Genomic DNA, 26301 nt, shown 5'->3' on the forward strand with positions numbered 1-26301 from the left:
GCGCGGCACACCCTACGACTAGCCTAAAGCGTCAGCCTACGATAAAGTTAGCCTTATATCAGCAATGCTCCTAATCAAATTAAATCCCATAACCTACCAAAAACTAAGACGGATTATTCATCGTGCATACTAATCATTTACTAGAGTTAAACTCTAATGAGAACTCACTAGGCATGTCAGCTTGTGCCAGACAAGCTATCATCGACTCTTTAGATATCGGCTTTCGTTATCCAGACGATCAGCGTGCTAAATTAATTAGCAAAATCGCTGAGATAAATGGCGTAGCAGAAGACCAAGTGTCTTTAGGTAATGGCTCAATCGAAAACGTCGGCACCGTAGTACATATGCTGCAAGATAAAGCCTTAAATACAGCTCAGCAGTTACAAGTTGTAGTGCCTGATCCAACTTTTGACTGTGCACAGCGCTATGCAGAATCTATAGGAGTAGCCGTAGTAAAAGTGCCGCTGACTGCTGATGATTACCAACTAGATTTTCACAACCTGCAACAAGCTGCCGAAGAATTTGAAGGTATTAGTCTATTTTATCTTTGCAATCCTAATAATCCAACCGCCACTATCACGGCAACAGCAGAGTTAAAAGCTTGGGTGGAGAATGCCCCTGATAATCACTATTTTTTATTAGATGAAGCTTACTCAGAATATATTACTGACCCAAGTTTTGAGAGCGCTATCGAGTGGGTCAAGCAAGGGCTATCTGACAATATTATTGTAGTCCGTACTTTCTCAAAACTATGTGCGCTAGCGGGTATGCGTATAGGTTACGCTATTGCCAATGCACCAACTACGGCTGCTATCAGCTCATTTGTGTCGTTGGACAATACTAATTTAGCCGGTGCGGTTGCAGTGTTAGCAACGTTAGAGGACCAAGCTTTCTTACAGCTAAGTTTGCAGGTTACCAATCAATCGCGTCAAATGATTGAGACTGAGCTACAGAAGCTAGGTCTGCGTTATTTGCCTTCACAAGCCAATTTTATCTTCCATGAAATCAAAGGCGATGTAAAAATCTATATCGATAGAATGAGAGAAAACGGCATCTTAGTGGGGCGAGAGTTTTTGCCTATTACTGGCTACAGCCGCCTGACACTTGGCACTGCTGATGAGATGCAAGTATTCGTCAAAGTATTACAATCTTTTCGGCAAAAGGGCTGGGTCTAATAATTGTTTTAGAAAGTAGCACTCTTAAAAGACTGATAGGTTAAAACAGGGTAAGAGAACTTAAAAAGGTGAGTTGCATATTTGTAGCTCACCTTTTTTGTGCTCTGCTAAGTGGTTGAAAAATATTGATTTTTGCTTATCGGGATTAATAACTAATTTTTAGGTAATACAACACTTGTATTCATACCAAATGCTCCTTAATATGATATGAAATAATATTGTTAAGCTCATAAACCAATAACAAATTAGGCGGATCATATATTGTGCATACGAATAATCCCATAGAGCTAAATGCTAATGAAAACTCACTAGGCATGGCAGATTCTGCTAAACGAGCGGTTACAGATTCTTTAGGTTCGGGTTTTCGATATCCGGATAATCCAAGTGCTGCTCTGATTAGCAAAATTGCCACTCTTCATGGCGTGGCAGAGAATCAGATCTCACTAGGTAATGGCTCAACTGAAAATATTCGAGCTATCTTACAGATGCTGCAACACAGAGCATTAGAGGAGGGCAGAAAGTTTCAAATGGTGATTCCTGTACCAACGTTTGATTGCGCCGAAATGTATGCAGACTCTATTGGCGCACTTGTAGTAAAAATACCATTAACAGCCGAAAATTATGATTTAGACCTGCAAAGATTGCAAGAAGCTGCCAATGATTTTGACGGGATTAGCTTACTTTATCTTTGCAACCCTAATAATCCGACAGGGACGATTACATCAACGGCAAAGCTAAAAGATTGGGTAGGTAATGCACCCGATAATCACTACTTTTTATTGGACCAAGCTTACTTAGAATACGTCACAGACCCAAGCTTTGAGAGTGGGATTGAGTGGGTAAAACAGCAGTTATCTGATAATCTTATTGTCATTCATACTTTCTCAAAGCTATATGCGTTAGCGGGTATGCGAGTCGGCTATGCCATTTCTAACCCGCAAGCTATTGAAGATGTTGAAGCCTTTATGTCGATGGATAACACCAACCTGTCAGGTGCAATTGCCGCTATTGCAACGTTAAATGATGCAGAGTTCTTAGCGCTAAGTTTGCGCACGACCAATCAATCGCGTCAGATGATTGAAAGCGCATTGGACGAGCTTGGTCTTCGCTACTTACCCTCACAGGCCAATTTTATTTTTCATGAAATAAAAGGCGATTTGAAAACCTATATCGATAGAATGCGAGAAAATGGTATCAAGGTTGGTCGCGAGTTTCCTCCTGTTAAAGGTTTTAATCGCTTGACGCTTGGCATACCTGAGGAGATGGAAGTATTTATCGAAGTGCTAAAGTCATTTCGTAAAAAAGGCTGGGTTTGATTGGATGCTTTCTGCTATTAGCAAAGGACAAATAACTTATATTAGCTTTTGCCTACAGGCTATATTTTACTAAGCATAAACGCAGTTTTACATATTAGCTGTTAAAAAATAATAGACTTTCAAATACTATATAATAGACTCTCTCATACTATAAATGAGTGCCAATTAAAACTGATTTAGAGTGTCAGAACCTTACTTAACCTGTTAAATTTTGAACTATAAGGATATAACTATAATGGACGTTGCCTCGTTATTTAAAAAAGGTATAGAGAAACAATTACTTGATGTCGATGACTATATTTTTAAGCCTGAACGCATAGATATGGTTATTGATAAAGGCGATCTAAGCTGTGTGCTCAATAGTGATGGTAGTGTTAATATCTTTTACACTAAAGATGGCATTACCGATGTAAGAGCAGCCGCTCGTAAGCATCCTTTTACTAATTTTGATACTGAATTGCATCATGGTATTTATGATGATGTTATCGAAGATTTGGTCGATGGTGTCAATGATATTCTCAAAAGTCATTCTAAGTATTTTCGTATGAGTAAGATATTGCCAATGGCTGCTGCTTTAGGTAGCCAAGCCATTATCACAGAAGCAGACAAGTATTAGATTGTCGGTTTAAGATGGCTTTGTTTTATAGTTAGTAAAGCTGTGATGTTCTGCATAAAAAAGGCTGCGTGGTCATTAACGCAGCCTTTTTTATTGACTGTTTTTCAACAACGGGCAATTAGCAGTTAGCAACCAGCAGTTTACTTAGTGAAATTGGCATAACAACTTTGTAGGGATTTGGCGACAACTTTAGTCACTAATTGACCTCGGTAATTGGCATCTATAGCAGCATTACCTAATTCAATGAGAGTTACTTGCTGCGGTGCTTGTTCGCTTACACAGCCACAAACTTTGCTCTGTACTGCTTCTTTTTGACTTTCGGTCATAGCCACACTAGCGATGCGCCAAGCTGGCTGCTGTTGAATTTGGCTACGGCATTGGTTATCGATAGCTGCTTTGAAGACATTCATGCCGATTTCGTTTGCAGTACCGATAGCTGTGCCTGCATTATTGTTGGCTCCAGTAGTCGCGCACCCAGCTAAAGCAAGAGTAGCTAGCACTACAGTTGAGGCTAAGAGTTTTTTCATTGGTTTGTCCTTTAAGGGGGTTGAGTAAGTAGGAGCTTTTAAAGATTTTGCATATTGTCCCATCTAATTCACTGACAATAATGTGCGATTATAATACCTTTTTATAGCTTATAGCGTTCACTTATATCAGCCTAATCACAAACCGTTAATAAGCAATCAATCGATATAGTCACAGCAAAGCGCCTGTTTCGACAGTGATAAGCTTCGCTAGAGTTCTTTAGGCTAAAGCCGGTTATTTTATTTACATCGCTTTTAGCGAAAACTAAAGCCATACTATACTAATCATAATCCGCTATTAGTATTGGAGGCAAGTATGCAACGACATAATCTTCTGTTATTAGCCGTATTAATGGCGACTAGCTTGAGTGCTACTGCTGAGGTAAAAATCCCAAAATCTATTATCATCGATTTGATCGAGAGTCGCTGTGATAACCCTGATCCTAATCCTCGCAAGACAGCCGCATTAGAATACGACTGCTCAGAGAAGTATGAAGATGATGATGGCGAGCAGCAGAGCATGAATTATAGTTTACGCTTACATCCTTTACTAGCTATGGATTTTAATCAAGATAGTATAGAAGACTTAGCCATTGAGGTTGAGTCTATGGGACCACTAGGCGGCAGTGTATTTAGTGACAGTACGGTAGAATATCTACTTTTGGATAGTAAAAAACAAATCGTTGGCAGCCACGAGATATTGCTTTATGCGCCCTTTAGTGAGCACATCGTAACTTACAAAGTGCTAGGCAAGCAGATTAATTATAGCGCTGTGCCCAATTTTCGCTCGCATCCTGAAGCTTATGAGGATGGTGAGCTGATAGATCCGGCTCTTAAGTTCACTGTCAATTGGCAGGGCGATAACCCTATAAGCAGTTATTATCGAGATCATTGCCGACTAGCTAATAGTAAAGATAAGGGCTTATTAGACCTCAGTTTAGGTGGCGCCAGTCATGTTGATATCGATATGCATGAGTATACCCAAGTGGTTACGGAAACGGTTCAAGTAAAAGGCTTGGATATTGAAGCCACTTTATCTGGCTGTGATTTATCTAGCGTGACATACGTCATCACTGCGCAACAGGGACACTCATTGCCAGTATTATCAGAAGTTTTAAAAATATTAGTACCTGTAGCGCATAATAGTAAGCCGCTAAAAACCCTACAAAAGCTAGAGCAAAGATCAGAACTTAAATTCGCTGAAAAAGTGCCTTTACACAAAGGCTGGCAAGGTTATGTGTTTGTTGATAGAAAGGATAAGATAGCAAATATACGTATTATTATTGAACAAATTGAGTAGCGTAACGATTTAAAAAGCTAGGGCTAAAATGAGTTGCTCTAGCCATTACTGCTTTTGTCCTACTTGCAACTGTTAAAGCAAATAAAAAGCCAGCTAAGATAAATAGTCTTAGCTGGCTTTATGCTTGTAAACGGTAAAGAGCTTTTAAATAAGCTGCTAAAAGTTAAACGTTTTTACTATGTTGCTTAGTTTGAATATCTTTTGCCAATTCATAGCACTGATTGATATGATCAACAGCGATTTTTTTGAAAATCATATAGCCCATAGTAGCGGCGACCAATTGACCACCAAGTGGGATAAATTTAGTGACTTGCTTAGCGGCGATACGACCACCAAAGCCTTGCACTGTCTTTTTGACGATGCCACGAGTAGCCATTAAGCCTGCAAAATCAACCGTACGATTTTTAAGCTCATTCCAATGTATTTCACGTGACTCTAAGTCGACAGCGCCCTGACGGTTTTCGAGCAAGCCAAAACGTTCACTAATATCAGGTAGCAGTTGGGTTAACATCCCAGCATCGACGGCGACATCAAAGAAAGGCACAGGAACAACCGCTACACCAGCAGAATATCTAGCACGTTTTTTCACTAAGGCGATACATTGCTTTCTAACTTGTTCAAGATCTAAATTGGGATCAATAGTGTTGGGTAGCTTTTCAACAGCTGGGGTGGTTTTCATATAGTTATCCTTAAGATCGTTCAATAATTTTGGTTTAGTAGCTTTTAGTTTAGTAAATTTAGCTTAATGGCTTTTAGCTTAATACTTTTTAGCTTAATGAGTAGGGTTGAAACAAACGCTAAAAGAAGATTAAGGCTGATATCAACACTATCAAAGTTAGTTATCATTTTAGGGATTTATGCGCGCTATACAATCATAGCTTTGTATCAAAATAATAAGAAACCGCTTATCTTTATACGGTTTTTGTAAATAATACTGGCTAGAGCCACTAAGCTGTATAGGGGTGTCAGTATCAAAAATAATAAACTCCAATCACAATTACTATCGTCAACAGTCTAGCAATCATCGCTAAACGAATTGCCTATAAATTCACATTGAGACCTGACGTCAAAGCCAGTAGAATGGCCCTATGCTAAATTTAACTCCCCGATATACTGGCACTCGCATCGACGAGCTGCCCACTGCGCTACAACCACTAGCCGCCCAATCCTTCACTCTAGCTCGCCTCTATGCCGGTCGTGGTATCGTGCAGCCTGATGAGCTCGAAACGGGGTTAGCAGGTTTGTTGCCAGCCGAAATGCTCCATGGCGTCACTGAAGCGGTGCGCCTGCTAGATGTGGCAATTGACCAAGGGCAACGTATTTTGATCGTTGGCGACTTTGACTGTGATGGGGCGACTAGTACCGCGCTGATGATGCGAGCGCTGACTAAAATGGGCGCAGACGTTAATTTCTTAGTGCCCGATCGCTTTAAGTACGGTTATGGCCTGACCCCTGAAATCGTCGAATTAGGTATTGAGACTTATCAGCCACAAGTGATTGTCACTGTCGATAATGGCATCTCTAGCCATGAGGGGGTAGCACGGGCCCAAGCTGAGGGTATTATTGTTATTATCACTGACCATCATTTGACTACTAAGCAAGTGCCACCAGCAGAAGCGGTAGTTAATCCTAATCAGATAGACTGTGACTTTAGTAGTAAAGCATTAGTCGGAGTCGGGGTAGCTTTTTATGTGCTCGGTCGTCTGGCAAAACTGCGCCGTGAGGCAGGTAAGTCAACCGTACAAGTGAGTCAATATTTAGACTTAGTGGCCTTAGGAACTATTGCCGATGTGGGGGTTTTGGATAAAAACAACCGCATCTTAGTGCATCATGGACTGAATGCTATCCGTCAGGGGCGGTGCTGTATAGGTATCTTAGCATTGCTCGAGCAGGCTGGTCGTGATCCTAAGCAGTTGCATGCGCAAGACTTTGGTTTTGTACTAGGCCCACGTATTAATGCCGCTGGGCGTATGGACAATATGCGTATCGGTATTGAGTGCTTATTGACTGATGATTGGGGTAGCGCCCAACGTTTAGCCCATGAGTTAGAGCAGCTTAATCGTAATCGCCGGCAAGTTGAAGGCGAGATGCGTAATCAAGCCGATAGCATTGTCGAGCAGCTAGCTGGCAGCAATGAGTCTGACAATAATGCTGTTGATGGCAGTAATGAAGTCGATGACAGTAATGACTCAATCTTAATGGATAAAACTACCAGTCAGCCAGTGGCTGCTAATGATCAGCTTAATAGTCAGCGCAGTATTGTGCTTTATCAGGATAACTGGCATCAAGGAGTTATCGGGATTGTCGCTGGACGCTTAAAAGAAAGCCATTATCGGCCCAGTATAGTATTTGCCCCTGCTGACACTCAAAACACTGGTGGTGATGATGCTATCAAAGGCTCGGCACGTTCGATCGCTGGCGTGCATATTCGCGATGCTATTGAGCAAGTTGCTGAGCAAAATCCTGCGTTGATCAGCCATTTCGGTGGCCATGCTATGGCAGCAGGCTTGACCTTGAAACGTAGCAATTTTGAGAGTTTCGTTACGGCCTTTAATGAAGTAATGGCGCAATTAGATGCTGAAGTGTTCGCTGAGCAAAAATTCACTGATGGCGCTCTACAAGCCTGTGACTTTAGCTTGTATTTCGCTGATAACTTAGCTGATGCTAGCATTTGGGGTCATGGTTTTGCACCGCCAATATTTGATGGGGTATTTGAAGTATTGAGCTTTAAGATACTCAAGGATAAGCACTTAAAGTTGTCGCTACGTTATCCTGATGTACAGTATCCTATCGATGCTATTTATTTCAATTATGATAGTGCCGCTTGGGACTACCGAGCTGAGCAAGTGCATATCTTATTTGAGCTAGGTATCAACGAGTGGAATGGTAAACAGAGCTTACAGTTAATGGTCAAGGATTTAGCCGTTATTAGCGCTTAGCTTTACTATGATGGGTGCAACATGCATCAATAAACACTGCTGATAGATCAAGCGCTTGTAGAGCAGGGCAGCAGTTATAGTTAGGCATAAAATAAGGGCACTTGATTATCCAAGCGCCCTTATTTTTTTATCAAAATTTATTCTATACCAATATAGAATTACATATTAGGCTTTTTTATCAGTCCAATATCTGGAAAGTGCCAATCATAATGCACAGCCAGCATACGAATCACAAAGATAGTAATCATAGTACAAGATTCGGTAATCCAAGGAGTCACGCCCATGCCATCCATCGCAAAATACAAAATACCACCTATGATCGCTGCGGTAACGTAAATCTCGCGCTGTAATACTAACGGAATCTCATTACACAGCATATCGCGGATGACGGTACCAAACAAAATATTCAATACCCCAAGCAAGATACAGATGGGGATATTGGCGCCCATTTCTTGCGCTACTTGAATACCAATCAGAGTGAAAATCGCCAGAGCCATACCATCAAATAGTTTTAGTAAACCGTCGACATGGCGAGCTTTTGGATTACAGAACATCTGAAAGCCAATAGAGGTAATAGTGATAATTAATAGATAGTTCATGTTGACCATCCAAAACAGTGGATAGCGATCTAAGATGATATCACGTGCAGTAGGGCCGCTAATAGCAGCAATCATCGCCACCAAGATACAGCCAAAAACATCGAATTTTTTATATTTAGCTAGGATAGTTCCTGAGACACTACAAGCAAAAATACCAAACATCTCTAACCAGAACATAAACGAGGTTGGCTCGAATCTAGTTACAAATTCTGGAGTAAGAGCAGCACGATTATCGGTTAAAAGGGCTGTAGGTGCGGTTACAGCAAGAGCAGGGGCCAATAGCATATCGAAAGATTTGCCAAATATTGCCATACAGTAAGTGTTGAGCACAGCATAAAGGTTGACACTAATAATACTGATCATAAGGATTCACATAAAGAATTCACGCAAGCCAACAGAATGAAGGTCAGTTGACCAAGCGAATGGAGGGAAGATGCCAATCGAAGCGCAGTGCTAACATTCGCACCGCAAAGATGACGCCAAGCATAATAAATTCATTGAAGCTTGAATTAAAGCCCCAGTATTCCAGTAGCAAGTAAGTCACTGAACCGGCGATACTAGCAGAGATATAGATTTCACGCTGAAGAAGCAGGGGTATTTCATTGCAGATAATATCGCGTAGTAAGCCACCAATAATAGCTGTCCAAACGCCCATCATTACCGCAATCATTGGTGATAAGTCTTGATCCAAAGCAACCTTAAAACCAATGACGCTAAAAGCGGCCAGCCCAATTGCATCGAACAGTTTGAGGGCATTATCAATTTTGGGATAAAGATGAAAGAATATTTGCAATATGAGCGAAGTAGCAGTGATTACTAGGACGTAATTAAGATCGGTCATCCAAAATAACGGGTGTCGATCTAATGCCATGTCACGTAAGGTGCCACCGCCAATAGCATTAACCATAGCCACTAAAATGCAGCCAGCAATATCAAAGCCTTTGTGCTGCGCTAGTAAAGTCCCAGCGATAGCGCAAGCGACTATACCAATCATATCTAATAAATACAGCAGAACATCAGGAAAAATTAAATTATTGATCACAATGCTTCTTCCTGTAGCTGTCTTATAAATAATAGTTTTTATAAACAGCGCTATTAGCCATCCTTAGCAAACAGTACCAATCCTAACATAATTAATCCGATACCAATTAGACCCATTACTGACGGTAAGGCATTATTTAACAATAATATACCGCCGATTAAGGCAAAGATTACTTCACTGGCTTGAGTGGAGTCAACGCCAGCAACTTCGCTGGAAGTCTCAGCACGCTCACGAGCATATAAGAAGATACTGGTAGCCCCGACGCCTGCGAGTAGAGCTACTAGCAAGGTGTTAAAAACTTGTGATGAGCTGGGTGCTTCAGGGTGGACTATGATGCCTAAAATTAACCAAAATGGCAAACTACCAAGGGTCATGAGCCACACTTTATTAAAAGCGTTTTGTAGCAGCTCAGTTTCGATAGCTGGAATGCGGCTAATTAGCTTTTGTAGCGTAGATTGTGCTGCGGTTTCAGCCACAAGTAATGGATCGCTATTAGCGCTATTGCTAGACGCATAGCTTTGGGTGACTGAGCGGGCATTATCGTTATGATCGCTATTACTTTCTTGCCACTTACGTCGCTCAGCATTTTGCATGCGAGTATTATAAGACACTTGCCAAACTAACTGATTGCCGATGGGATAACAAAAAGCGGCTACTAATGCAGGCAATGCGCCATAAAGGAGCATTTCTAGCATCGGCGTAGAGGCAACCTCAGAGGCAGTTAAGCCTTCGCTAACGTTAACTAACAATACCCCTATAAAGACTAGCAGGGCATAAAAAATAAACTTCTTATCGAAGCGCTGACCAAAAGCTATCAGTACTAGTAAGCTTGTGACCACCGTAAACATAAAAGTCGCCGCTACTACCCAGCCGGCAACGTGATCCCCAGCGTAGCAAATACCCGTATAGAATAGGCCAAAGCCGATACTGCCAGTAATGCACCAAAAGCGCCAATGGGCAGAAAAAATAGCCGTCAGCTCTTTGATGCGGCCAAAGCCATGCTGCATGGTGATAATAACCGTGAGCAACAACCACATAAACAAGTAACGTAGGCTAGCTGACCAAAACCAATGACCGCCAGCGCTGCTCATAAATTCGTTTAAGATAAAGGTTGAGCTAAATAGCGCTCCTGCTAATAAGCCGAATAATATTAACTTAACCATCCCTGCATCCTTGCACTTTTTAGCTTTGACAATCATGATAGCAACTTATAAATAATCAGCTATCTATAGGTTTCTATTAGCATTGACGGTATGTTTTATTTACCTTTGGCATCAGCCCAGATGATCTTGTGCAATTGCAATTGGAAGCGAACCGGCAGCGCATCAGCCAATATCCATTCAGCCAATTGGCGAGCCAATACTGGCACCTCAGGACTACTGTCATTTTCTTCGACATTGAACATTGGCGAGAACCATACTGTACCGACGAGTTTGTCTAGCTGGTGCTCAACTAGTTTGGCTTTCGCCCAGTCGTAATCAGTGCGATTCATGATCACGAACTTTAACTGATCATGTTGGGTTAGATAAGCCAAATTTGACCATAAGTTTTTATCGACTTCCCCTGAGCTTGGGGTTTTCAGATCCATAACTTTGCTTACTGCTGGCGGTACCTTTTGTACCGATAACGCCCCTGCAGTCTCAAGCGATATCTCACAGTCATCGGCAAGCAAACGTTTAATTAGCTCAATGGCATTAGGCTGGGCTAAAGGTTCGCCACCAGTAATACAAATACGCTTACAAGGGAAGCTTTTGATAGTCGCTACGATAGTCTCTAGCGACTGACGCTCGCCACCACTAAAGGCGTATTCAGTATCGCAATAGACGCAGCGTAGGGGACAACCAGTCAAGCGCACGAATATCGTCGGCAAGCCTGAGGTTAGCGCTTCTCCTTGTAAAGAATAAAAAATCTCAGTAATTCGTAACCCAGCTTCAGGGTCAGTGACAGCAATAGCGGATGTGCGTAGTGATAGCTCAGTCATAACAATTTCAAATAAGGTAAGGTGTCGATCATCTATCTCGACAAAAAGATTAAAAATTAACGTTTTTTTATAACAGAAAACAATAAAAATACCGCGATAAGGGCGGTATTGGATAAGTTTCTTTCATTGCGCTAAATTATAGCGTAAGCCAGCATATTAAGCTGTAAAAATCTCGGCGCAATTGCATTAGCGCTCTAACTAGCAATAGTAGGATATTTATGACAGCTGCGACTTAATAGAAGCCGTTCTAGGCTAGTGCTTTTGGCTCAGTATTCTGGTTGCTGTATTTTGATGGGCGTATCTGGTTGCTATGTTTCAATAGCGCACAGCATAGGGTTTATTCTAACAGCTATCTTTTATGCCTTTGAGCGTTTGATTTAGCTACAAAAAAAGGTGCTTAGACATTCTAAGCACCTTTGAGTAAGCGGTCAGCGATTAAGCTTTGCTGGTGATTAATCTAAGCGCAATAACTCATTAACGGCAGTCTTAGCGCGAGTTTGTGCATCAACTTTTTTTACGATAATAGCGGCATATAAGCTATGAGTGCCATCTTCAGAAGGTAAAGAGCCAGGCACTACTACTGAACCGGCTGGTACACGACCACGATGAATCTCGCCAGTTTCACGATCATAGATACGCGTTGATTGACCGATGTAGACGCCCATAGAGATTACTGCACCTTCTTCAACGATAACCCCTTCAACGATCTCAGAGCGGGCACCGATAAAGCAGTTGTCTTCAATGATAGTAGGGTTAGCTTGCAATGGCTCTAACACACCACCGATACCTACGCCGCCAGAGAGATGAACGTTTTTACCGATTTGAGCACATGAACCAACAGTAGCCCAAGTATCGACCATTGCGCCTTGATCGACATAAGCGCCGATATTGACGTAAGAAGGCATCAAGATAGCACCCGGTGCGATATATGATCCTTTACGAGCGACAGCGGGTGGTACTACACGTACGCCAGCTTCTTTGAATTGAGCTTCAGTCCAATCAGCAAATTTAGTCGGTACTTTGTCATAAAACTGTACGTGCTCACCAGCAGCCATCACGTAGTTGTCATTGAGGCGGAATGATAAAAGCACGGCTTTTTTTGCCCACTGATTAACTACCCATTCGCCATCTTTCTTTTCAGCGACACGTAAAGTACCGTTATCAAGTTGCTCAAGTACTTGTTCGATAGCCTCTCGGATATCTTGCGGCATATTGGTTGGATTGTATTCGTTGCGGTTTTCAAAAGCTTGTTCAATCGTTTGCTGTAATGACATAAAAATTCCTAAAAAGAGTAAAGATAAAATAATAGAAGATTTTGCTCATAGTAGTCATTAGCCTCCAGCTAGCCTTTCAATTATAACCAGCCTGACTAACTAGCATCAATGAACACTAAGTTAGCTTAAATACAGATGCTAAAGACAACGGCTTTTATTGTCGCTAATTTATTGCCCTTTAGCAAATGCCTGGCTAAGCTAAATAGATAAATCATCTATCCAGTGCAGAATATCATCATATACCAAGTTACTGTCTTGCTCATGTAAAGGCTCGTGACGCATGTTGGGATAGAGTTTGGTGCTTATATTAGCGAACCCTTGCTTCTGTAATCTATTGTCGATAGCGCGAATACCACGACCCATATTGCCGATAGGATCATCTTTACCGCTGATAAACAGCATAGGAAAATCTTTAGTAATGGTTCTAGCCCAGCCTTTATCCAGTCCTGCCTGCATAAGCGCAAATAGGGTATAAAAGCCATTATTGGTAAACACAAAACCGGCTAGTGGATCGGCTTCATAGGCGGTGATATTAGCCTTACTTTCGCTCAGCCAAGCAAATTCAGAAGAAGAATCAGTAGCAAGCTTACTATTAAGCAGCTTATTCATCAAATCAGAAAATACGCTATTGGGCTTTTTAGCCGCCGCTTTTGCCAAGATCTTATTGATAGGGAGCAAAACCTTTATCAATGGATTGGCATCGGCAGTACCCATTAAAATAGCCCCTGCAAAGTTATGAGCGTGATGCTTGAGCACGGTACGCACGATAAAAGATCCCATCGAATGACCCATGATGAAGTGGGGCACATCAGGATAGCGAGACTTTATGCTGTCCGCCATAATAATGACATCTTTTAATAACGACTGCATAGGATGTTCGCTACCAAAAAACCCTAATTCGTCAGGCGATTTAATAGTCTGCCCATGACCGAGCTGATCATAAGTTACTACGGCAATACCGTTATCCGCCAAGAACTGCGCAAAGCTGGCATAACGACCACTATGCTCCGCCATACCATGAACAATTAATAATGTGGCTCTAACGGTTTTGACGCTATCAGGCTCACTATCAGAGACAGTGGGTTCAAAAAAGGTATGATGCAGATAATGGCTGTTGTCAGAGGAAGTGATTTGCTCGTAAGTACTCATAGGCCTCTCTTTAAAGGGATAGGTTAAGCAATTGACAGTTTAAAGGGTTCAAAATTAAAAAGGTAAAAAAGTTAGTCATTATCAAGACAGAAAAAAGAAAAACAGTCGAATAACTAAAAGATCCGACTGTTAATGCTAGCCCGCAATTTTAAAAAGTTATCTAGCATCAGGCAAGCATTACTCACCTACTAATAAAGCTAGCGACGCTGATAAATAGTTTTGCCTGCTTTAATAGTAGTCATCACCTTAATGTCCTTTATCTTACTAGCATTAATAGTCAAAGGGTTACTATCTAAGATCACTAAGTCAGCCAGTTTACCTGGGGTTAGAGACCCTTTGCTGTCTTCTTCATAATACTCATAAGCTGGGTTAATAGTAATGGCTTTTAGGGCTTGATAAGGGCTGGCACGCTCATCCTTACCGATGATCTGACCGGAGCGTGAAGTGCGATTCACTGCTGACCAAACCGTAAATAAAGGACTAACTGGGGTCACCGTATCATCAGAGTGGTTAGTGTATCTTAGACCCATCTTATCAGCAGTAGCTATCGGACTAGAAAAATTAGCTCGTTTTTCGCCTAAGTTTTTGACATGGACATCACCCCAAAAATAAGCGTGATTAGTAAAGAATGATGGCAGCATATTATACTTTTTAAAGGCTTGTAGTTGATCAGGACGAGCAAATTGCGCATGGATAGGAATAGTACGACGATCTTTATCGGCCGCTTGCCCAGTCTTTTTTACCGCATACTCATGCGCTTTGATCACCATATCAGTGGCACCATCGCCATTATTATGAATAAATAGCTGATTGTCACGCGCATAAGCTTTGGCAAACATCTCGTTGAGCTGGTCTTGGCTGACACTAGGCAAACCACGGCAGTCCTTTTGGCAATCTGGTACTGGTGTTAGGTAAGGCTGACTGAAATAAGCCGTTTTACCTTGTGGCGAGCCATCAGCGACGATCTTAGTGCCTTGAACTTTAAAACCATGGTTGTAAGTCTTCCAGCTAAAGTTTTTATCGGCCAAGTTTTCATCTAAGTCACTAACGCCTGCTAGTGCTACTAAATCGATTTTGAGCTTGCCAGCATCTGCCTGCTTTTGGAAGAAAGCAATAGTATCACGAGTCGTCGAACCGTTTTGGGCGGTAGTCAGACCATTTTCAGCATAATAATCTTGCGTAGACTCAAAGAACTTAGCTTGATTGGGCTCCAACACTTCTAGCATCTTGCGCACGAAGGGGTACATCGCGGTTTCTTGTACTAGGCCATTAGGCTCGTTCGAGCCTTTAACTCGTGCAATATTACCACCTTCAGGAGCTTTACTATTAGCCGTTATCTTCAGTGCTGCTAGAGCTTTGCTATTTGCTACGCCCATATGACCACTAGTATGTTGTAGATAGACTGGGTTATTAGGCAGTACCGTATCGATCTCATCTTTAGTAGGATGGCGATCCTCACTCAATTGAGTTTCATCATAACCCCAGCCGTAGATCCACTCACCATCGGCAATATTATTGTCTTTTTTATAAGCTTTGAGTGCTTGGAGTATGTCATCGATATTAGCCACTTTGCCGACAGGTGACGGGTTAAGATTAACTTGCCCCATAGTGTTCGACACCATATCGAAATGGCTATGCGGATCGATGAATCCTGGTAATAGAGTTTGGTTTTTTAGATCGACTTGTGCCGCATTAGCGTATTTTGATTGAGCCGTAGACAAGTTACCAACGTAAGCAATTTTACCTGCTTGTGTCACTAAGGCTTGTACCATTTGTGGCTGATCGCCTTCCATAGTGATGATATTGCCGTTGTAATATACAGTGGCGGCATTAAGCTCAGTGCTGACAGGATCGGCGCTAGTATTCTGCATAGCGGTACAACCCATAATGCTCAGTAGCGCTACACTAAGTAACGTCGGTTTGATCAAAGGGTTCAAGGTGATTGTCTTATGCATCGTTTGCTCACAATTTATCGATTTAGTCATGACCTTATCCTTAAGGGTTTAGTTAGTATATTTCGCTATTATTGTTTATTAGCCCTTATTAGCATAACGTATTTTCAATCATAAATATGCTTAGTGGTTATTTGCCTTATCCTTACAAGAGTATGACTCAAAATTTTATAATTCATGTTCTAATTTGGCTCATCTTAGCTATTAGTAATGGGGCTGCTTATGAACTGTGTATCGACCAAAAAACTGCTATTAGCTGGAGCCGGTCATGCTCATATTGATCTACTGCGCAGTATTATTAATAGTAGTGAGCCACCGAAACATTTGCAAATTACTTTAGTTACTGAGCAGCCACAGACTATCTATTCAGGGATGTTGCCGGGTTGGATGGCGGGGCACTATAACCTTGCTGATATCAGTATTGATGCCCAAGCACTCTGTGAGCAGGCAGGGGTGACTTTCATCCAACAGTCACTAGCCAAAGTAGATGCTGCCTCTGGCATAGTAACGACTGCTGACGATAAGCAATTGGATTATGACGTCTTGTCTTTAAACACCGGTGCCAATACAGATTTGCGGTGGCTCAACAAAGCGCAAGATCAGCTGCCAGCTAATACTGAAACAGCCGTAGTTCCTACACAATTTCCTACACAACTTCCTACACAAGTGGTTGCTGTGCGTCCGATATCGTTGTTTATCGAGCGTTGGCAGCAGATTATCGAAGAGGCTAAACAGTCTGCATGCTACCAGCTGGCTGTAGTCGGTGCTGGGGCTGCTGCTACAGAGTTGGTACTGGCAGCACAGTATGCTTTGCGGCTTATCAATCCTAACCACCAAGCTTATTTGGTCTGTGGGGACGAGCTATTATCGGGCTTTAATCAACGCTTTAAAAAACAAGTTATCAAGCAGCTACATAGACATAAAGTACAGATAGTTTATGAGCGTGCTTTGGGCTATAGCGAAGGTCAGTTGCATACTAGTCGTCAACCATTAGCTATTGATGCGCTGATAGCTGCTACGGGAGTCACTGGTTCTGCTTGGACAAAACATACTGATCTTAGTACTGTCGATCATGGCTTTATCGCCGTCAATAAGGTGCAGCAAAGTATCTCGCACCCGAATGTATTTGCAGTGGGCGATGTGGCTACTCGAGTGGACCAAAAGATGGCGCACTCAGGGGTGCATGCGGTACGTGGCGGGGCAGTAGAAGCGGACAACTTGCTCGCTTATTTAGCAGATCAGCCTTTACATAGCTATGATCCAAGGCTCCGTACTTTGTACTTATTATCTTGTGGGGATAAATATGCCATCGCCAGTTGGGGCCGTTATAGCTTACAAGGCCGTTGGGTTTGGCAGCTAAAAAAACGTATTGATAAACGCTTCGTAAAGGCAGGATTTAACTAAAAGGTGGCTAGCTAGATAGAAAAAATAACGTTATTAGACATAAATTGTCATTAACAATAAGCTATTATTGATTAGATAAACTATACATTAGTTAAGATCCTTAGTGCCTTTTTTTCATATTTTTTTGTGTGCTTTTTTATACATTTTAGCTTTGTGCTAATAAAGTTTGTACGCTACTGGTTATAACTAATTACTAATAGCCGCGGCTAAAAGGCTATCCTGTTATCATTAAATATATTATTAATAAGGTTTTATACCATTATGAAATCTACCATAAAGTTACTAGAGCATACTGATTTCCCTGCTATTAAACGACGAGAGTTAAAGATTCTGCAAGTTAATATGGGGTATTTGTGCAATATGTCCTGCGTGCATTGTCATGTCGCAGCTAGCCCTTATCGTACTGAAATGATGTCACGGGCATTAGTGGAGCTAATACCCCAAGTGCTACAAGCGCAGAATATCGATACGTTAGACTTAACCGGCGGTGCACCTGAGATGCACCAAGACTTTAAATATCTAGTCAAAGCTGCCCGAGCCTTGGGGGTGAAAGTAATTGACCGTTGTAACCTGACTATTCTGATGGAAGAAGGTTATGAGGATATGGCAGGTTTTTTAGCTGATAATCAAGTGGAAGTAGTGGCTTCGCTACCTTGTTATTCGCTAGAAAACGTCGATAAACAGCGTGGCAAAGGGGCCTTTGATGGCAGTATTTTGGGCTTACATAAGCTTAATGCTTTGGGTTATGGAAAAGCGGACTCTGAGCTTGTCTTAAACTTAGTCTATAACCCGCAAGGGGCTACATTGCCACCTAATCAGCAACAGTTAGAAGATGATTATAAGCATGAGCTAAAACAGCATTTCGATATTGAGTTTAATCAATTATTTGCGCTAACCAATATGCCTATTCAGCGTTTTGGCGCCGTATTATTGGCTAAGAATGAGTTTCATCCTTATATGAACTTGCTCAAAGATAATTATATGGCTGACAATCTAAAAGATGTGATGTGCCGTGAGACTATTAGCGTTAACTGGCTGGGGGAGCTATTCGATTGTGATTTTAATCAGCAATTAGAGATCCCAGTGGCTAATAAATCGCGCCGACATTTAGCTGATTTACTGACTCAGAACCCTAGCGGTGATGATATCGCTATTGCTGATCATTGCTATGGCTGCACTGCTGGGCAAGGCAGTAGCTGTGGCGGCGCTCTAGACGAGGAAGCGGAGAAAGCTCAAGCCTAGTTTTATGCTCTATAGCAATAATCTAGGCCTACTAATATTTTATATATAAAGGACAACCTATGAAAAAGCTATTGATTGTCCTAGTGGTTATTTTGGTTATCGCTGGATTCTTTTTATCTGGCTTCAATGATTTGTTAACCTTAGAGGGTATCCAAGCGCGTTTAAGCCAGTTCTATCAATGGCGCGATGACACGCCACTGCTTGTTGGTGGTCTATTCTTCTTAGCTTATGTACTCATCGCCGCCTTCTCGTTACCGGGCGCTGCGCTGATGACGTTATTGGCTGGGGCGTTATTTGGCTTGTGGTGGGGTTTATTGTTAGCCTCATTCGCTTCTAGTATTGGGGCGCTGTTTGCATTTTTAGCCTCACGTTATCTGTTACGTGACAGCTTTCAAACGAAGTTCGCCAGCAAACTAGATAGTATCAACCAAGGTATAGAAAAAGACGGTGGCTTTTATTTATTTACCTTACGACTGCTACCTTTATTCCCATTTTTCTTAGTTAATATTTTGCTGGGTCTAACCAATATTAAGACTTGGACTTACTATTGGGTCAGTCAATTAGGCATGATCGCAGGTACTTTTGTCTACGTCAATGCTGGAGTGCAGTTGGCACAAATTGATAGTCTTAAAGACATCATATCGCCAATGTTACTGGTCTCCTTTGCCTTATTAGCAGTGTTTCCATTACTTGCCAAAAAAGGTCTAGATTGGTACAAAGCTCGGCAGGTCTATAAAGGCTGGCATAAGCCAAAATCTTTTGATCGTAATATGGTGGTTATCGGTGCCGGTGCGGCCGGATTAGTATCGTCGTATATTGCCGCTACCGTAAAAGCTAAAGTTACTTTAGTCGAAGCGCATAAAATGGGCGGCGATTGTCTAAATTACGGTTGTGTACCTAGCAAGTCGCTGATTAAGAGTGCCAAAGTGGCTCATGACATGCGTCACGCTACTGATTATGGTCTACAAAATGTAGCCGTTGAATACGACTTTAAGTCAGTGATGGCAAGGATAAAGCATATTATTGCGACTATTGAGCCGCATGATAGTGTCGAGCGTTATACCAACCTTGGTGTCGATGTGGTCAAAGGCTATGCAACTATTATTGATCCTTGGACAGTAGAGATTGCCAAGGAAGATGGTACTAAGCAGCGACTGAGCGCTCGTAGTATCGTTATCGCTGCTGGTAGCCAACCCTTTATACCACCGATTGTAGGGCTTGAGAATGTTGATTATCTGACCAGCGATACGCTATGGGAGGCGCTTAGTCATCAATCAGCGCCTCCTAAGCGCTTAATCATCGTTGGTGGCGGTCCGATTGGCTGTGAGCTGGCGCAAGCTTTTGCCCGTTTAGGCTCTAAAGTGTCCCAAGTACAACGGGGTACGCAGCTACTGAATAAAGAAGACAGTGAAGTTGCGGATTATGCCAAGAGTTGTCTAGAAGCGGATGGCGTACAAGTACTATTACAGCATGATACGCTGCGCTGCGAGCGTGTCGATGGTAGGCAGTATCTGATAATCAAAGATGCTAGCGCCGCTGACAGTATTGCTGATAACGACACTGAGATCGCACTTGAATTCGATGCGATGATTATTGCTGTTGGCCGTAGTGCCCGTATGAGTGGTTATGGGCTTGAAAGCTTAGGCATTGATACTAAAAACACCGTCGTCACTAATGACTATCTCGAGACTAAGTTCCCTAATATTTTAGCGGCAGGTGATGTGGCGGGCCCTTATCAGTTCACTCATGTCGCCTCGCATCAAGCTTGGTATGCGGCGGTTAATGCTTTGTTTGGTAGTTTTAAAAAGTTTAAAGTTGATTATCGAGTTATTCCTTGGGTGACCTTTATCGATCCTGAAATTGCTCGGGTGGGTCTTAATGAATACCAAGCTAATGAAAAGAATATAAAGTTTGAAGTGACTCGTTACGATATTAGCGATCTAGATAGAGCTATCACTGACACACAAGCTACTGGTTGGGTCAAAGTGTTGACAGTACCCAATAAAGACAAAATCTTAGGCGTGACGATCGTTGGTACTCATGCTGGTGAGTTGCTCGCTGAGTATGTGCTGGCTATGAAACATGGTCTTGGACTGAACAAAATCTTAGGGACTATCCATACTTATCCTACTATGAGTGAAGCGAACAAATACGCAGCAGGTGAGTGGAAACGCAATCATGCACCGCAGAAGCTATTAGCCTGGGTAGAGAAATATCATCGATTTAAACGGAGTTAAAGATATGTTATCAGTTACTCATCTAGTTAGTCGTTCAACCCCACTTGTAGTCAGTAGCATAATAGCAAAAACGGCTATGGCCACTTCTATACTGCTAGCGAGTGCCGCCGCTTATGCTGACTTTAATCATAGCAGTTGGGATAGCTTGTTAAATAAAAACGTTACTATGACCAACAGTAGCAAAGCCTCAGTAGTTAATTACGCGGGCATGAAAGCTGATAAAAGCAAGCTTGATAGCTATATGGATGCCACTAGCAAAGTCAGCCAGTCAGAATTCAATGCTTGGAGCAAAGATGAGCAGTTGGCATTTTTGATCAACGTTTATAATGCGGGCACCGTAGAGCTAGTGTTGACTAAATATCCCAATATTAAGTCTATCAAAGACATCGGTGGGGTGTTTGGCTCCCCATGGAAGCAGAACTTTATCTCCCTATTAGGGAAAACGCGTTCACTCGATGATATAGAACACAATCTCATTCGCGGCTCTAAACGCTATAACGAACCACGCATTCACTTTGCAGTAAACTGTGCTAGTATCGGCTGTCCGGCGCTATTAAACGATGCTTTTACTGCCAGTAAATTGGACAAGCAGTTAGAGCAAGTGACTAGTAGTTTCTTAGCAGATACTAGCCGTAACCGTCTCCAAGGCAATACATTACAGGTCTCGCCAATTTTTAAATGGTATAAAGAAGATTTTGCTACTAGCTGGCGTGGTACTAATGATTTAGCAGGATTTTTGGCTCGTTATAGTCCTTCTTTAGGGCTTAATAGCGGCCAAGCAGCCCAGCTAAAAAACGGCAAAATCAAAATTGGCTATAGTAGTTATAACTGGAATTTAAATAAAAAATAATTTACAAAAGTAAAATTACTATGGATTTAGCGTTATTCGACTTTGATGGCACTATTACTGATAGCGATGCTTTCACAAAATTTGTATTTTTTGCTGCTGCTAAACAGCGCATAGCTACCGGTAAGCTGTTGCTATTACCAGAAATCATAGCTTATAAAGCTCGGTTAACGACTGGTAAACGTATTCGGCGCAAGATATTTAGCCATGGCTTTAAAGATACTCTTGCTGTGGATATAGCAGCGCAAGCTGAGAATTTTGCCGCAGAAATTTTGCCAAATTTAGTACGCCCAGAGGCATTGGATAGAATCTATTGGCATCAAGATAGGGGCGATGAGGTTAGAGTAGTTTCCGCCTCGCTAGATTTGTATCTAACGCCTTGGTGCGCGCAACATAATATCGCCTTATCCTGCAATCAAGTTGAAGTAATCAACGGCAAGCTGACCGGTAATTTTATCGGTAATGATTGCAGTGCTGAGGAAAAAAGACGCCGGGTTGAAAGCGCTTATGAGCTAGACGCTTACGCAAAGGTTTATGCTTATGGCGATACTTCTGAGGATAGAGCGTTGCTAGAACTAGCGGATTATGCTTTTTATCGTCATTTTTAGAGCATTACTTTTAGAGCATTACTTTTAGAGCAGCACTTTTATCGAGGATTGCAGGCTATGCTGGTGTTAAATATAGAATGGGTATTATGCTGATAAAAAAAAGCTGGCGCTGTTTTACAGTATTACCGCCCTCAATGGCTAAATGGATAGCGAGGGTGAATAACAATTCGGTAACTGCCCAAGGTAGCAGTAGTCAAATTAACAGCAGCGCCTTTAATAGCAGGGCAGCAGAAGCAAGCGGCGTGTCCATTATTATCCCCCTCCTTAATGAAGCGGATAATCTGCCTCGATTGTTTAATAATATCACTAGCCTCAAGCCATTAGCGCAGCAAGTATTACTAGTCGATGGCGGCTCTACAGACCAATCGCTTAGCGTTGCTGAGCGCCTCATTAAGCAGTACAACCAGCAACTAGCTAATAAAGACTCTACTATTGAGTGGCAAATTATAGATTCTGCTGCTGGTCGGGCTATGCAAATGAATACTGGGGCTGCACAAGCTACAGGCTATATATTATTGTTCCTACATGCCGATACGCAGCTGCCAGAAGATGCTATTAGTCATATCAAGCAAGTACTGAATCAAGCTAATAGTAATTATAAGTGGGGGCGTTTTGATGTGCGTCTAAACAGTCGCCAGCCGTTGCTATGGCTAGTCAGTACTATGATGAATGCTCGTTCACGCTTGACTGCAATTGCTACCGGCGATCAGGCTATTTTTATAACAAAATCGCTATTTGAGCAAATCGGTGGCTATCCTCAGCAGCCTTTAATGGAAGACATACAGCTATGCAAAAATTTAAAAGGCATAGCTAAGCCTGCTTGCTTAACCCGTAGAGTGACTACCTCAGCTAGGCGTTGGCAGCAACACGGCACTTGGCGAACGATACTGCTCATGTGGCATCTGCGCTTTGACTACTGGCGTGGCGTGTCAGCTGAAGCGATAAAACAGCGCTACTATAAAACTAATAATTAGAAAACAATAACTAGAAACTAATGATTAGAAATTAGAAATTAGAAATTTTAATGCTCAGCTTATAAACAGCATAGTACTTATATCGAGTGCAGGAGCAGCGGTGAGCAGAGAAAAACAGGCAACAGGATAGCTATGGCAAAACCAGTCGCAACATCAATAGCGCAAACTAAGGTGCAGCAAATAAATAACCGAACTTGCATCATCATCTTCGCTAAATATCCAGCTAAAGATAAGGCTAAGACCCGTCTACAACCAGCATTAGGTATCGACGGTGCAGCAAAGATGGCACGGCAGTTATTATTACATAGTATCGAGCAAGCAGTAGCTAGCGGATTTAGCGTAGAGTTATGTGTCAGTCCAGCGCCAACAGATCGCTGCTGGCAAGACCTTGAGTTGCCGGCAAGCTTATGCTGGTCAGCACAAGCATCAGGTGACTTAGGATTACGTATGCTAACTGCTAGTGAGAATGCCTTAAAGAGCTTTGATAAGGTGTTGCTAATAGGTAGCGATTGTCCTGATTTGACAGCCGAACGATTGCAAAAATCAGTGCAACAACTACAGCAGCATGATACGGTAATGATTCCAGCGTTCGATGGCGGTTATGTGTTACTTGGCTTTAAGCAAGTCGCTGCTAGCTTATTCTCGGATATCATTTGGAGTACCAGTAGCGTCGCTACGATAACTCAGCAGCGTATTGCGGCGCTGCATTGGACATTAGCGCTATTAGAGCCTTTGGCTGATATCGATGAGCCTACCGATCTACAATATTTACCACTAGGCTGGCTCGATAGCGAGATTAAGGTTAATAACCATAGTGAAGTTAATGCCCCTGTTCATTGATAATGAAGGAAGTAATTTGACCCTATCGTCTGGATGAATAAAGTATTTCACTAACTGAAATCAATACCCCTTAAAAGGCAATGCAATATGTATGATGTTGTGCAAGATTATTATGGCAAACAGCTACAGAGCACTGATGATTTAAAAACCTCGGCTTGCTGTGATGTCAGCAATATGCCCAGTTGGCTCAAGCCGCTACTAGCTAATATTCACCCTGAAGTACTAAGTCGCTATTATGGCTGTGGTTTAGTATGCCCGGCGCTGCTACAAGGCTGTCGAATCTTAGATTTAGGCTGTGGCTCAGGACGTGACGTTTATGCTCTAGCCCAATTAGTGGGTGCGACTGGGCAAGTAGTGGGTGTCGATATGACCGCTGAGCAGTTAGCAATCGCTAAGCAGTATCAGGACTATCACAGTGACAAATTTGGCTATGATAATGTGACCTTCTTAGAAGGTTATATTGAAAAGTTAGATGAGCTAGGCTTAGAAGCTAATAGCTTCGATATCATCGTCTCTAACTGTGTGATTAACCTATCGCCTAATAAAGCTGCGGTGATGGCTAGTGTCCAGCGTTTACTTAAGCCTGGCGGCGAGTTCTATTTCTCTGATGTCTATGCCGATCGACGCATTCCGCAGCAACTTATAAACGACCCTGTGCTTTATGGCGAATGTCTCAGTGGTGCATTATACTGGAAGGACTTCGAACGTTTAGCCGCTAATGCGCAATTCTTAGACCCTAGGCTGGTTGAAGATCGCCCATTAGAAATTACTGATCCCGCCCTAGCGGCTAAAATAGGCAATATTCAGTTCTTTTCAGCAACTTATCGTTTATTTAAGAGTACGGCGATAGAGGATGCCTGTGAGGATTATGGGCAAGCGGTTATCTATAAAGGTAGTATCGATCAGTTAGCTCAGCGCTTTGATCTCGACAAGCATCATCGTATTGAAACTGGTCGGGTGTTTCCTGTTTGTGCCAATACTTATAATATGCTCAAAGAATCACGTTTTGCGCCGCATTTTGAGTTTATTGGTGATACTAGCCAGCATTATGGAATTTTTGCCGGTTGCGGTGAGGCCCTACCTTTTGTTCAGCAAGCAGCCATTGAGCAATCAAACATAGCACCAGCACTTAGCCTCTCTAGTAAGTCGAATACGTCAAGCAGCTGTTGTTAATTGTTTATGGGTAACTGTCTATTTTGACAAGCTTATTACTTATGCTGTTTTTGCGCATTGATGGTTAGCTAAAAATTGCATAGTGCACAATAAAAAAGGCCATCGATTAATTTGATGGCCTTTTTTGCTACATAGTAGAAGTTAAATTACTCAGGCAATAGGGCAATGAGCTTAGCTTTAATGGCTTCATCCATATCTTGAACAGGAGTGACTAACGCTTGTGCTAAAGCATTATGAGCAATGGATTCGGGCTGTTCAGCAGCTAGTAATGCTACTGCTTGTTTGATCACATGCTGAGCATTGTCAGCATTTTTTATAAGGTTTTGAATAGCGTAATCAGCACTGACTGCTTGCTCAGTAGGATGCCAACAGTCGAAGTCGGTGACTAAAGCTAAGGTAGCATAAGCGATGCTAGCTTCGCGTGCTAATTTGGCCTCGGGCATATTAGTCATACCGATAATATCTGCTTGCATCTGTCGATACCAGTGCGACTCAGCACGGGTAGAAAACTGCGGGCCTTCGATACAGACATAAGTGGCTTTTGCATGGCATTGACCGTCGTTGATTTTGGCTTGCGCATAAGCCCGTTGCAAAATATCGGCTACCGCAGGGCACAGAGGATCAGCCATCGACACATGAGCCACTGCACCAGTACCGAAAAAGGTGCTAGCACGGTGTTTGGTTAAGTCGATCATCTGATCAGGTACTACCATATCTAGAGGCTTTATCTGTTCTCTCAATGAGCCAACCGCTGACACTGAGATTATATAGCGCACCCCCAAGGTTTTAAGGGCGTAGATATTGGCACGATAAGGAACCTTAGAAGGAGTGAATCTATGCCCTTGACCGTGGCGAGTCAAAAAAGCGACGGTAACACCATTTAGTTCACCAAGGACGATATCGCCTGATGGCTTACCATAAGGTGTCGCTATACTAAAGCTACGTTTATTGGTTAGATCCTGCATTTGATACAAGCCGCTACCACCAATGATGGCAATCGTAGCAGTATGTGGCGCTGGGTCGTCGATTAATGGAATGGTCATTAAGGTTTTCCTAAGGATGAATAAGTGACTACTCATTCTCGCACAGAACAGACAAAAAACAGATGT

The 26301-nt window shown here is 42.3% G+C and carries 23 protein-coding genes; 13 read left to right on the forward strand and 10 right to left on the reverse strand.

What is annotated here, in order from left to right; all coding sequences use genetic code 11:
• The first annotated feature begins 122 nt into the window (after window positions 1-122).
• The 3 genes from KZA12_RS00795 to KZA12_RS00805 all read left to right on the forward strand — a co-directional run bounded on the left by KZA12_RS00795 (window position 123) and on the right by KZA12_RS00805 (window position 3107).
• Window positions 123-1175 carry a histidinol-phosphate transaminase gene (locus tag KZA12_RS00795; protein WP_373416556.1) on the forward strand — a complete coding sequence of 351 codons (1053 nt, stop codon included), beginning with the start codon at window positions 123-125 and terminating at the stop codon, window positions 1173-1175.
• Window positions 1176-1438: 263 nt separating this feature from the next.
• On the forward strand, window positions 1439-2491 hold the full coding sequence (locus KZA12_RS00800; RefSeq protein WP_227677168.1) for a histidinol-phosphate transaminase: 1053 nt from the start codon (window positions 1439-1441) through the stop codon (window positions 2489-2491).
• A 235-nt stretch (window positions 2492-2726) separates the two neighbouring features.
• Window positions 2727-3107: a hypothetical protein gene (locus KZA12_RS00805; RefSeq protein WP_256932764.1), complete on the forward strand. Its 381-nt coding sequence runs from the start codon at window positions 2727-2729 to the stop codon at window positions 3105-3107.
• 140 nt (window positions 3108-3247) lie between these two features.
• Here the strand turns inward: KZA12_RS00805 and KZA12_RS00810 are convergent, their stop codons facing one another.
• Window positions 3248-3634 carry a hypothetical protein gene (locus tag KZA12_RS00810; protein WP_218688888.1) on the reverse strand — a complete coding sequence of 129 codons (387 nt, stop codon included), beginning with the start codon at window positions 3632-3634 and terminating at the stop codon, window positions 3248-3250.
• Window positions 3635-3947: 313 nt separating this feature from the next.
• On the opposite strand from KZA12_RS00810, the gene KZA12_RS00815 reads away from it, so the two are divergent.
• Window positions 3948-4931, forward strand: coding sequence for a hypothetical protein (locus KZA12_RS00815; protein ID WP_218688889.1), 984 nt, complete (start codon window positions 3948-3950; stop codon window positions 4929-4931).
• Window positions 4932-5094: 163 nt separating this feature from the next.
• Here the strand turns inward: KZA12_RS00815 and KZA12_RS00820 are convergent, their stop codons facing one another.
• Entirely contained in the window at window positions 5095-5610 is a 516-nt protein-coding gene (locus KZA12_RS00820; RefSeq protein ID WP_201622448.1) for a hypothetical protein, read from the reverse strand.
• A 409-nt stretch (window positions 5611-6019) separates the two neighbouring features.
• Between KZA12_RS00820 and recJ the strand changes: the two genes are divergently transcribed.
• On the forward strand, window positions 6020-7870 hold the full coding sequence (gene recJ / locus KZA12_RS00825) for a single-stranded-DNA-specific exonuclease RecJ (protein ID WP_218688890.1): 1851 nt from the start codon (window positions 6020-6022) through the stop codon (window positions 7868-7870).
• Between the two features lie 158 nt (window positions 7871-8028).
• Here recJ and KZA12_RS00830 read toward each other — a convergent pair whose 3' ends face one another.
• The 7 genes from KZA12_RS00830 to KZA12_RS00860 form a co-directional block, all read right to left on the reverse strand.
• Window positions 8029-8832 carry a trimeric intracellular cation channel family protein gene (locus KZA12_RS00830; protein WP_227677169.1) on the reverse strand — a complete coding sequence of 268 codons (804 nt, stop codon included), beginning with the start codon at window positions 8830-8832 and terminating at the stop codon, window positions 8029-8031.
• Window positions 8833-8875: 43 nt separating this feature from the next.
• The gene (locus KZA12_RS00835; RefSeq protein ID WP_201622522.1) at window positions 8876-9463 is read right to left on the reverse strand and encodes a trimeric intracellular cation channel family protein; all 588 of its coding nucleotides are present in this window, start codon (window positions 9461-9463) and stop codon (window positions 8876-8878) included.
• 101 nt (window positions 9464-9564) lie between these two features.
• A complete protein-coding gene (locus KZA12_RS00840) occupies window positions 9565-10674 on the reverse strand; it encodes a multidrug resistance efflux transporter family protein (RefSeq protein WP_218688891.1) in 1110 nt (369 codons plus the stop codon).
• 95 nt (window positions 10675-10769) lie between these two features.
• Window positions 10770-11492: a 7-carboxy-7-deazaguanine synthase QueE gene (queE, locus tag KZA12_RS00845; protein ID WP_218688892.1), complete on the reverse strand. Its 723-nt coding sequence runs from the start codon at window positions 11490-11492 to the stop codon at window positions 10770-10772.
• 452 nt (window positions 11493-11944) lie between these two features.
• Window positions 11945-12766 carry a 2,3,4,5-tetrahydropyridine-2,6-dicarboxylate N-succinyltransferase gene (gene dapD, locus KZA12_RS00850; RefSeq protein ID WP_201622452.1) on the reverse strand — a complete coding sequence of 274 codons (822 nt, stop codon included), beginning with the start codon at window positions 12764-12766 and terminating at the stop codon, window positions 11945-11947.
• A gap of 198 nt (window positions 12767-12964) precedes the next feature.
• Window positions 12965-13915 carry an alpha/beta fold hydrolase gene (locus KZA12_RS00855; protein WP_218688893.1) on the reverse strand — a complete coding sequence of 317 codons (951 nt, stop codon included), beginning with the start codon at window positions 13913-13915 and terminating at the stop codon, window positions 12965-12967.
• A gap of 197 nt (window positions 13916-14112) precedes the next feature.
• Window positions 14113-15900, reverse strand: a complete 1788-nt coding sequence (locus KZA12_RS00860) for an amidohydrolase (RefSeq protein WP_256932765.1) — start codon at window positions 15898-15900, stop codon at window positions 14113-14115.
• A 189-nt stretch (window positions 15901-16089) separates the two neighbouring features.
• Between KZA12_RS00860 and KZA12_RS00865 the strand changes: the two genes are divergently transcribed.
• The 8 genes from KZA12_RS00865 to KZA12_RS00900 all read left to right on the forward strand — a co-directional run bounded on the left by KZA12_RS00865 (window position 16090) and on the right by KZA12_RS00900 (window position 25192).
• A complete protein-coding gene (locus KZA12_RS00865; protein WP_218688894.1) occupies window positions 16090-17271 on the forward strand; it encodes an FAD-dependent oxidoreductase in 1182 nt (393 codons plus the stop codon).
• Between the two features lie 261 nt (window positions 17272-17532).
• Entirely contained in the window at window positions 17533-18513 is a 981-nt protein-coding gene (gene arsS / locus KZA12_RS00870) for an arsenosugar biosynthesis radical SAM (seleno)protein ArsS (RefSeq protein WP_218688895.1), read from the forward strand.
• A gap of 59 nt (window positions 18514-18572) precedes the next feature.
• Window positions 18573-20750, forward strand: a complete 2178-nt coding sequence (locus tag KZA12_RS00875) for an FAD-dependent oxidoreductase (protein WP_218688896.1) — start codon at window positions 18573-18575, stop codon at window positions 20748-20750.
• 4 nt (window positions 20751-20754) lie between these two features.
• Complete coding sequence (locus KZA12_RS00880; RefSeq protein ID WP_218688897.1) at window positions 20755-21600, forward strand: DUF547 domain-containing protein; 846 nt, start codon at window positions 20755-20757, stop codon at window positions 21598-21600.
• Window positions 21601-21620: 20 nt separating this feature from the next.
• Window positions 21621-22205 (forward strand): HAD family hydrolase, encoded by a 585-nt coding sequence (locus tag KZA12_RS00885; RefSeq protein ID WP_218688898.1) that lies wholly within the window; start codon window positions 21621-21623, stop codon window positions 22203-22205.
• Between the two features lie 155 nt (window positions 22206-22360).
• On the forward strand, window positions 22361-23179 hold the full coding sequence (locus KZA12_RS00890; protein ID WP_373416557.1) for a TIGR04283 family arsenosugar biosynthesis glycosyltransferase: 819 nt from the start codon (window positions 22361-22363) through the stop codon (window positions 23177-23179).
• A gap of 132 nt (window positions 23180-23311) precedes the next feature.
• Window positions 23312-24019, forward strand: a complete 708-nt coding sequence (locus KZA12_RS00895) for a TIGR04282 family arsenosugar biosynthesis glycosyltransferase (RefSeq protein ID WP_218688899.1) — start codon at window positions 23312-23314, stop codon at window positions 24017-24019.
• A gap of 87 nt (window positions 24020-24106) precedes the next feature.
• Window positions 24107-25192: a methyltransferase domain-containing protein gene (locus KZA12_RS00900; RefSeq protein WP_218688900.1), complete on the forward strand. Its 1086-nt coding sequence runs from the start codon at window positions 24107-24109 to the stop codon at window positions 25190-25192.
• Between the two features lie 146 nt (window positions 25193-25338).
• Here KZA12_RS00900 and mtnP read toward each other — a convergent pair whose 3' ends face one another.
• Complete coding sequence (gene mtnP / locus KZA12_RS00905; RefSeq protein ID WP_218688901.1) at window positions 25339-26235, reverse strand: S-methyl-5'-thioadenosine phosphorylase; 897 nt, start codon at window positions 26233-26235, stop codon at window positions 25339-25341.
• Window positions 26236-26301: the final 66 nt, after the last annotated feature.

This window comes from Psychrobacter sp. BF1 (assembly GCF_019279065.1).
GTDB lineage: Bacteria > Pseudomonadota > Gammaproteobacteria > Pseudomonadales > Moraxellaceae > Psychrobacter > Psychrobacter urativorans.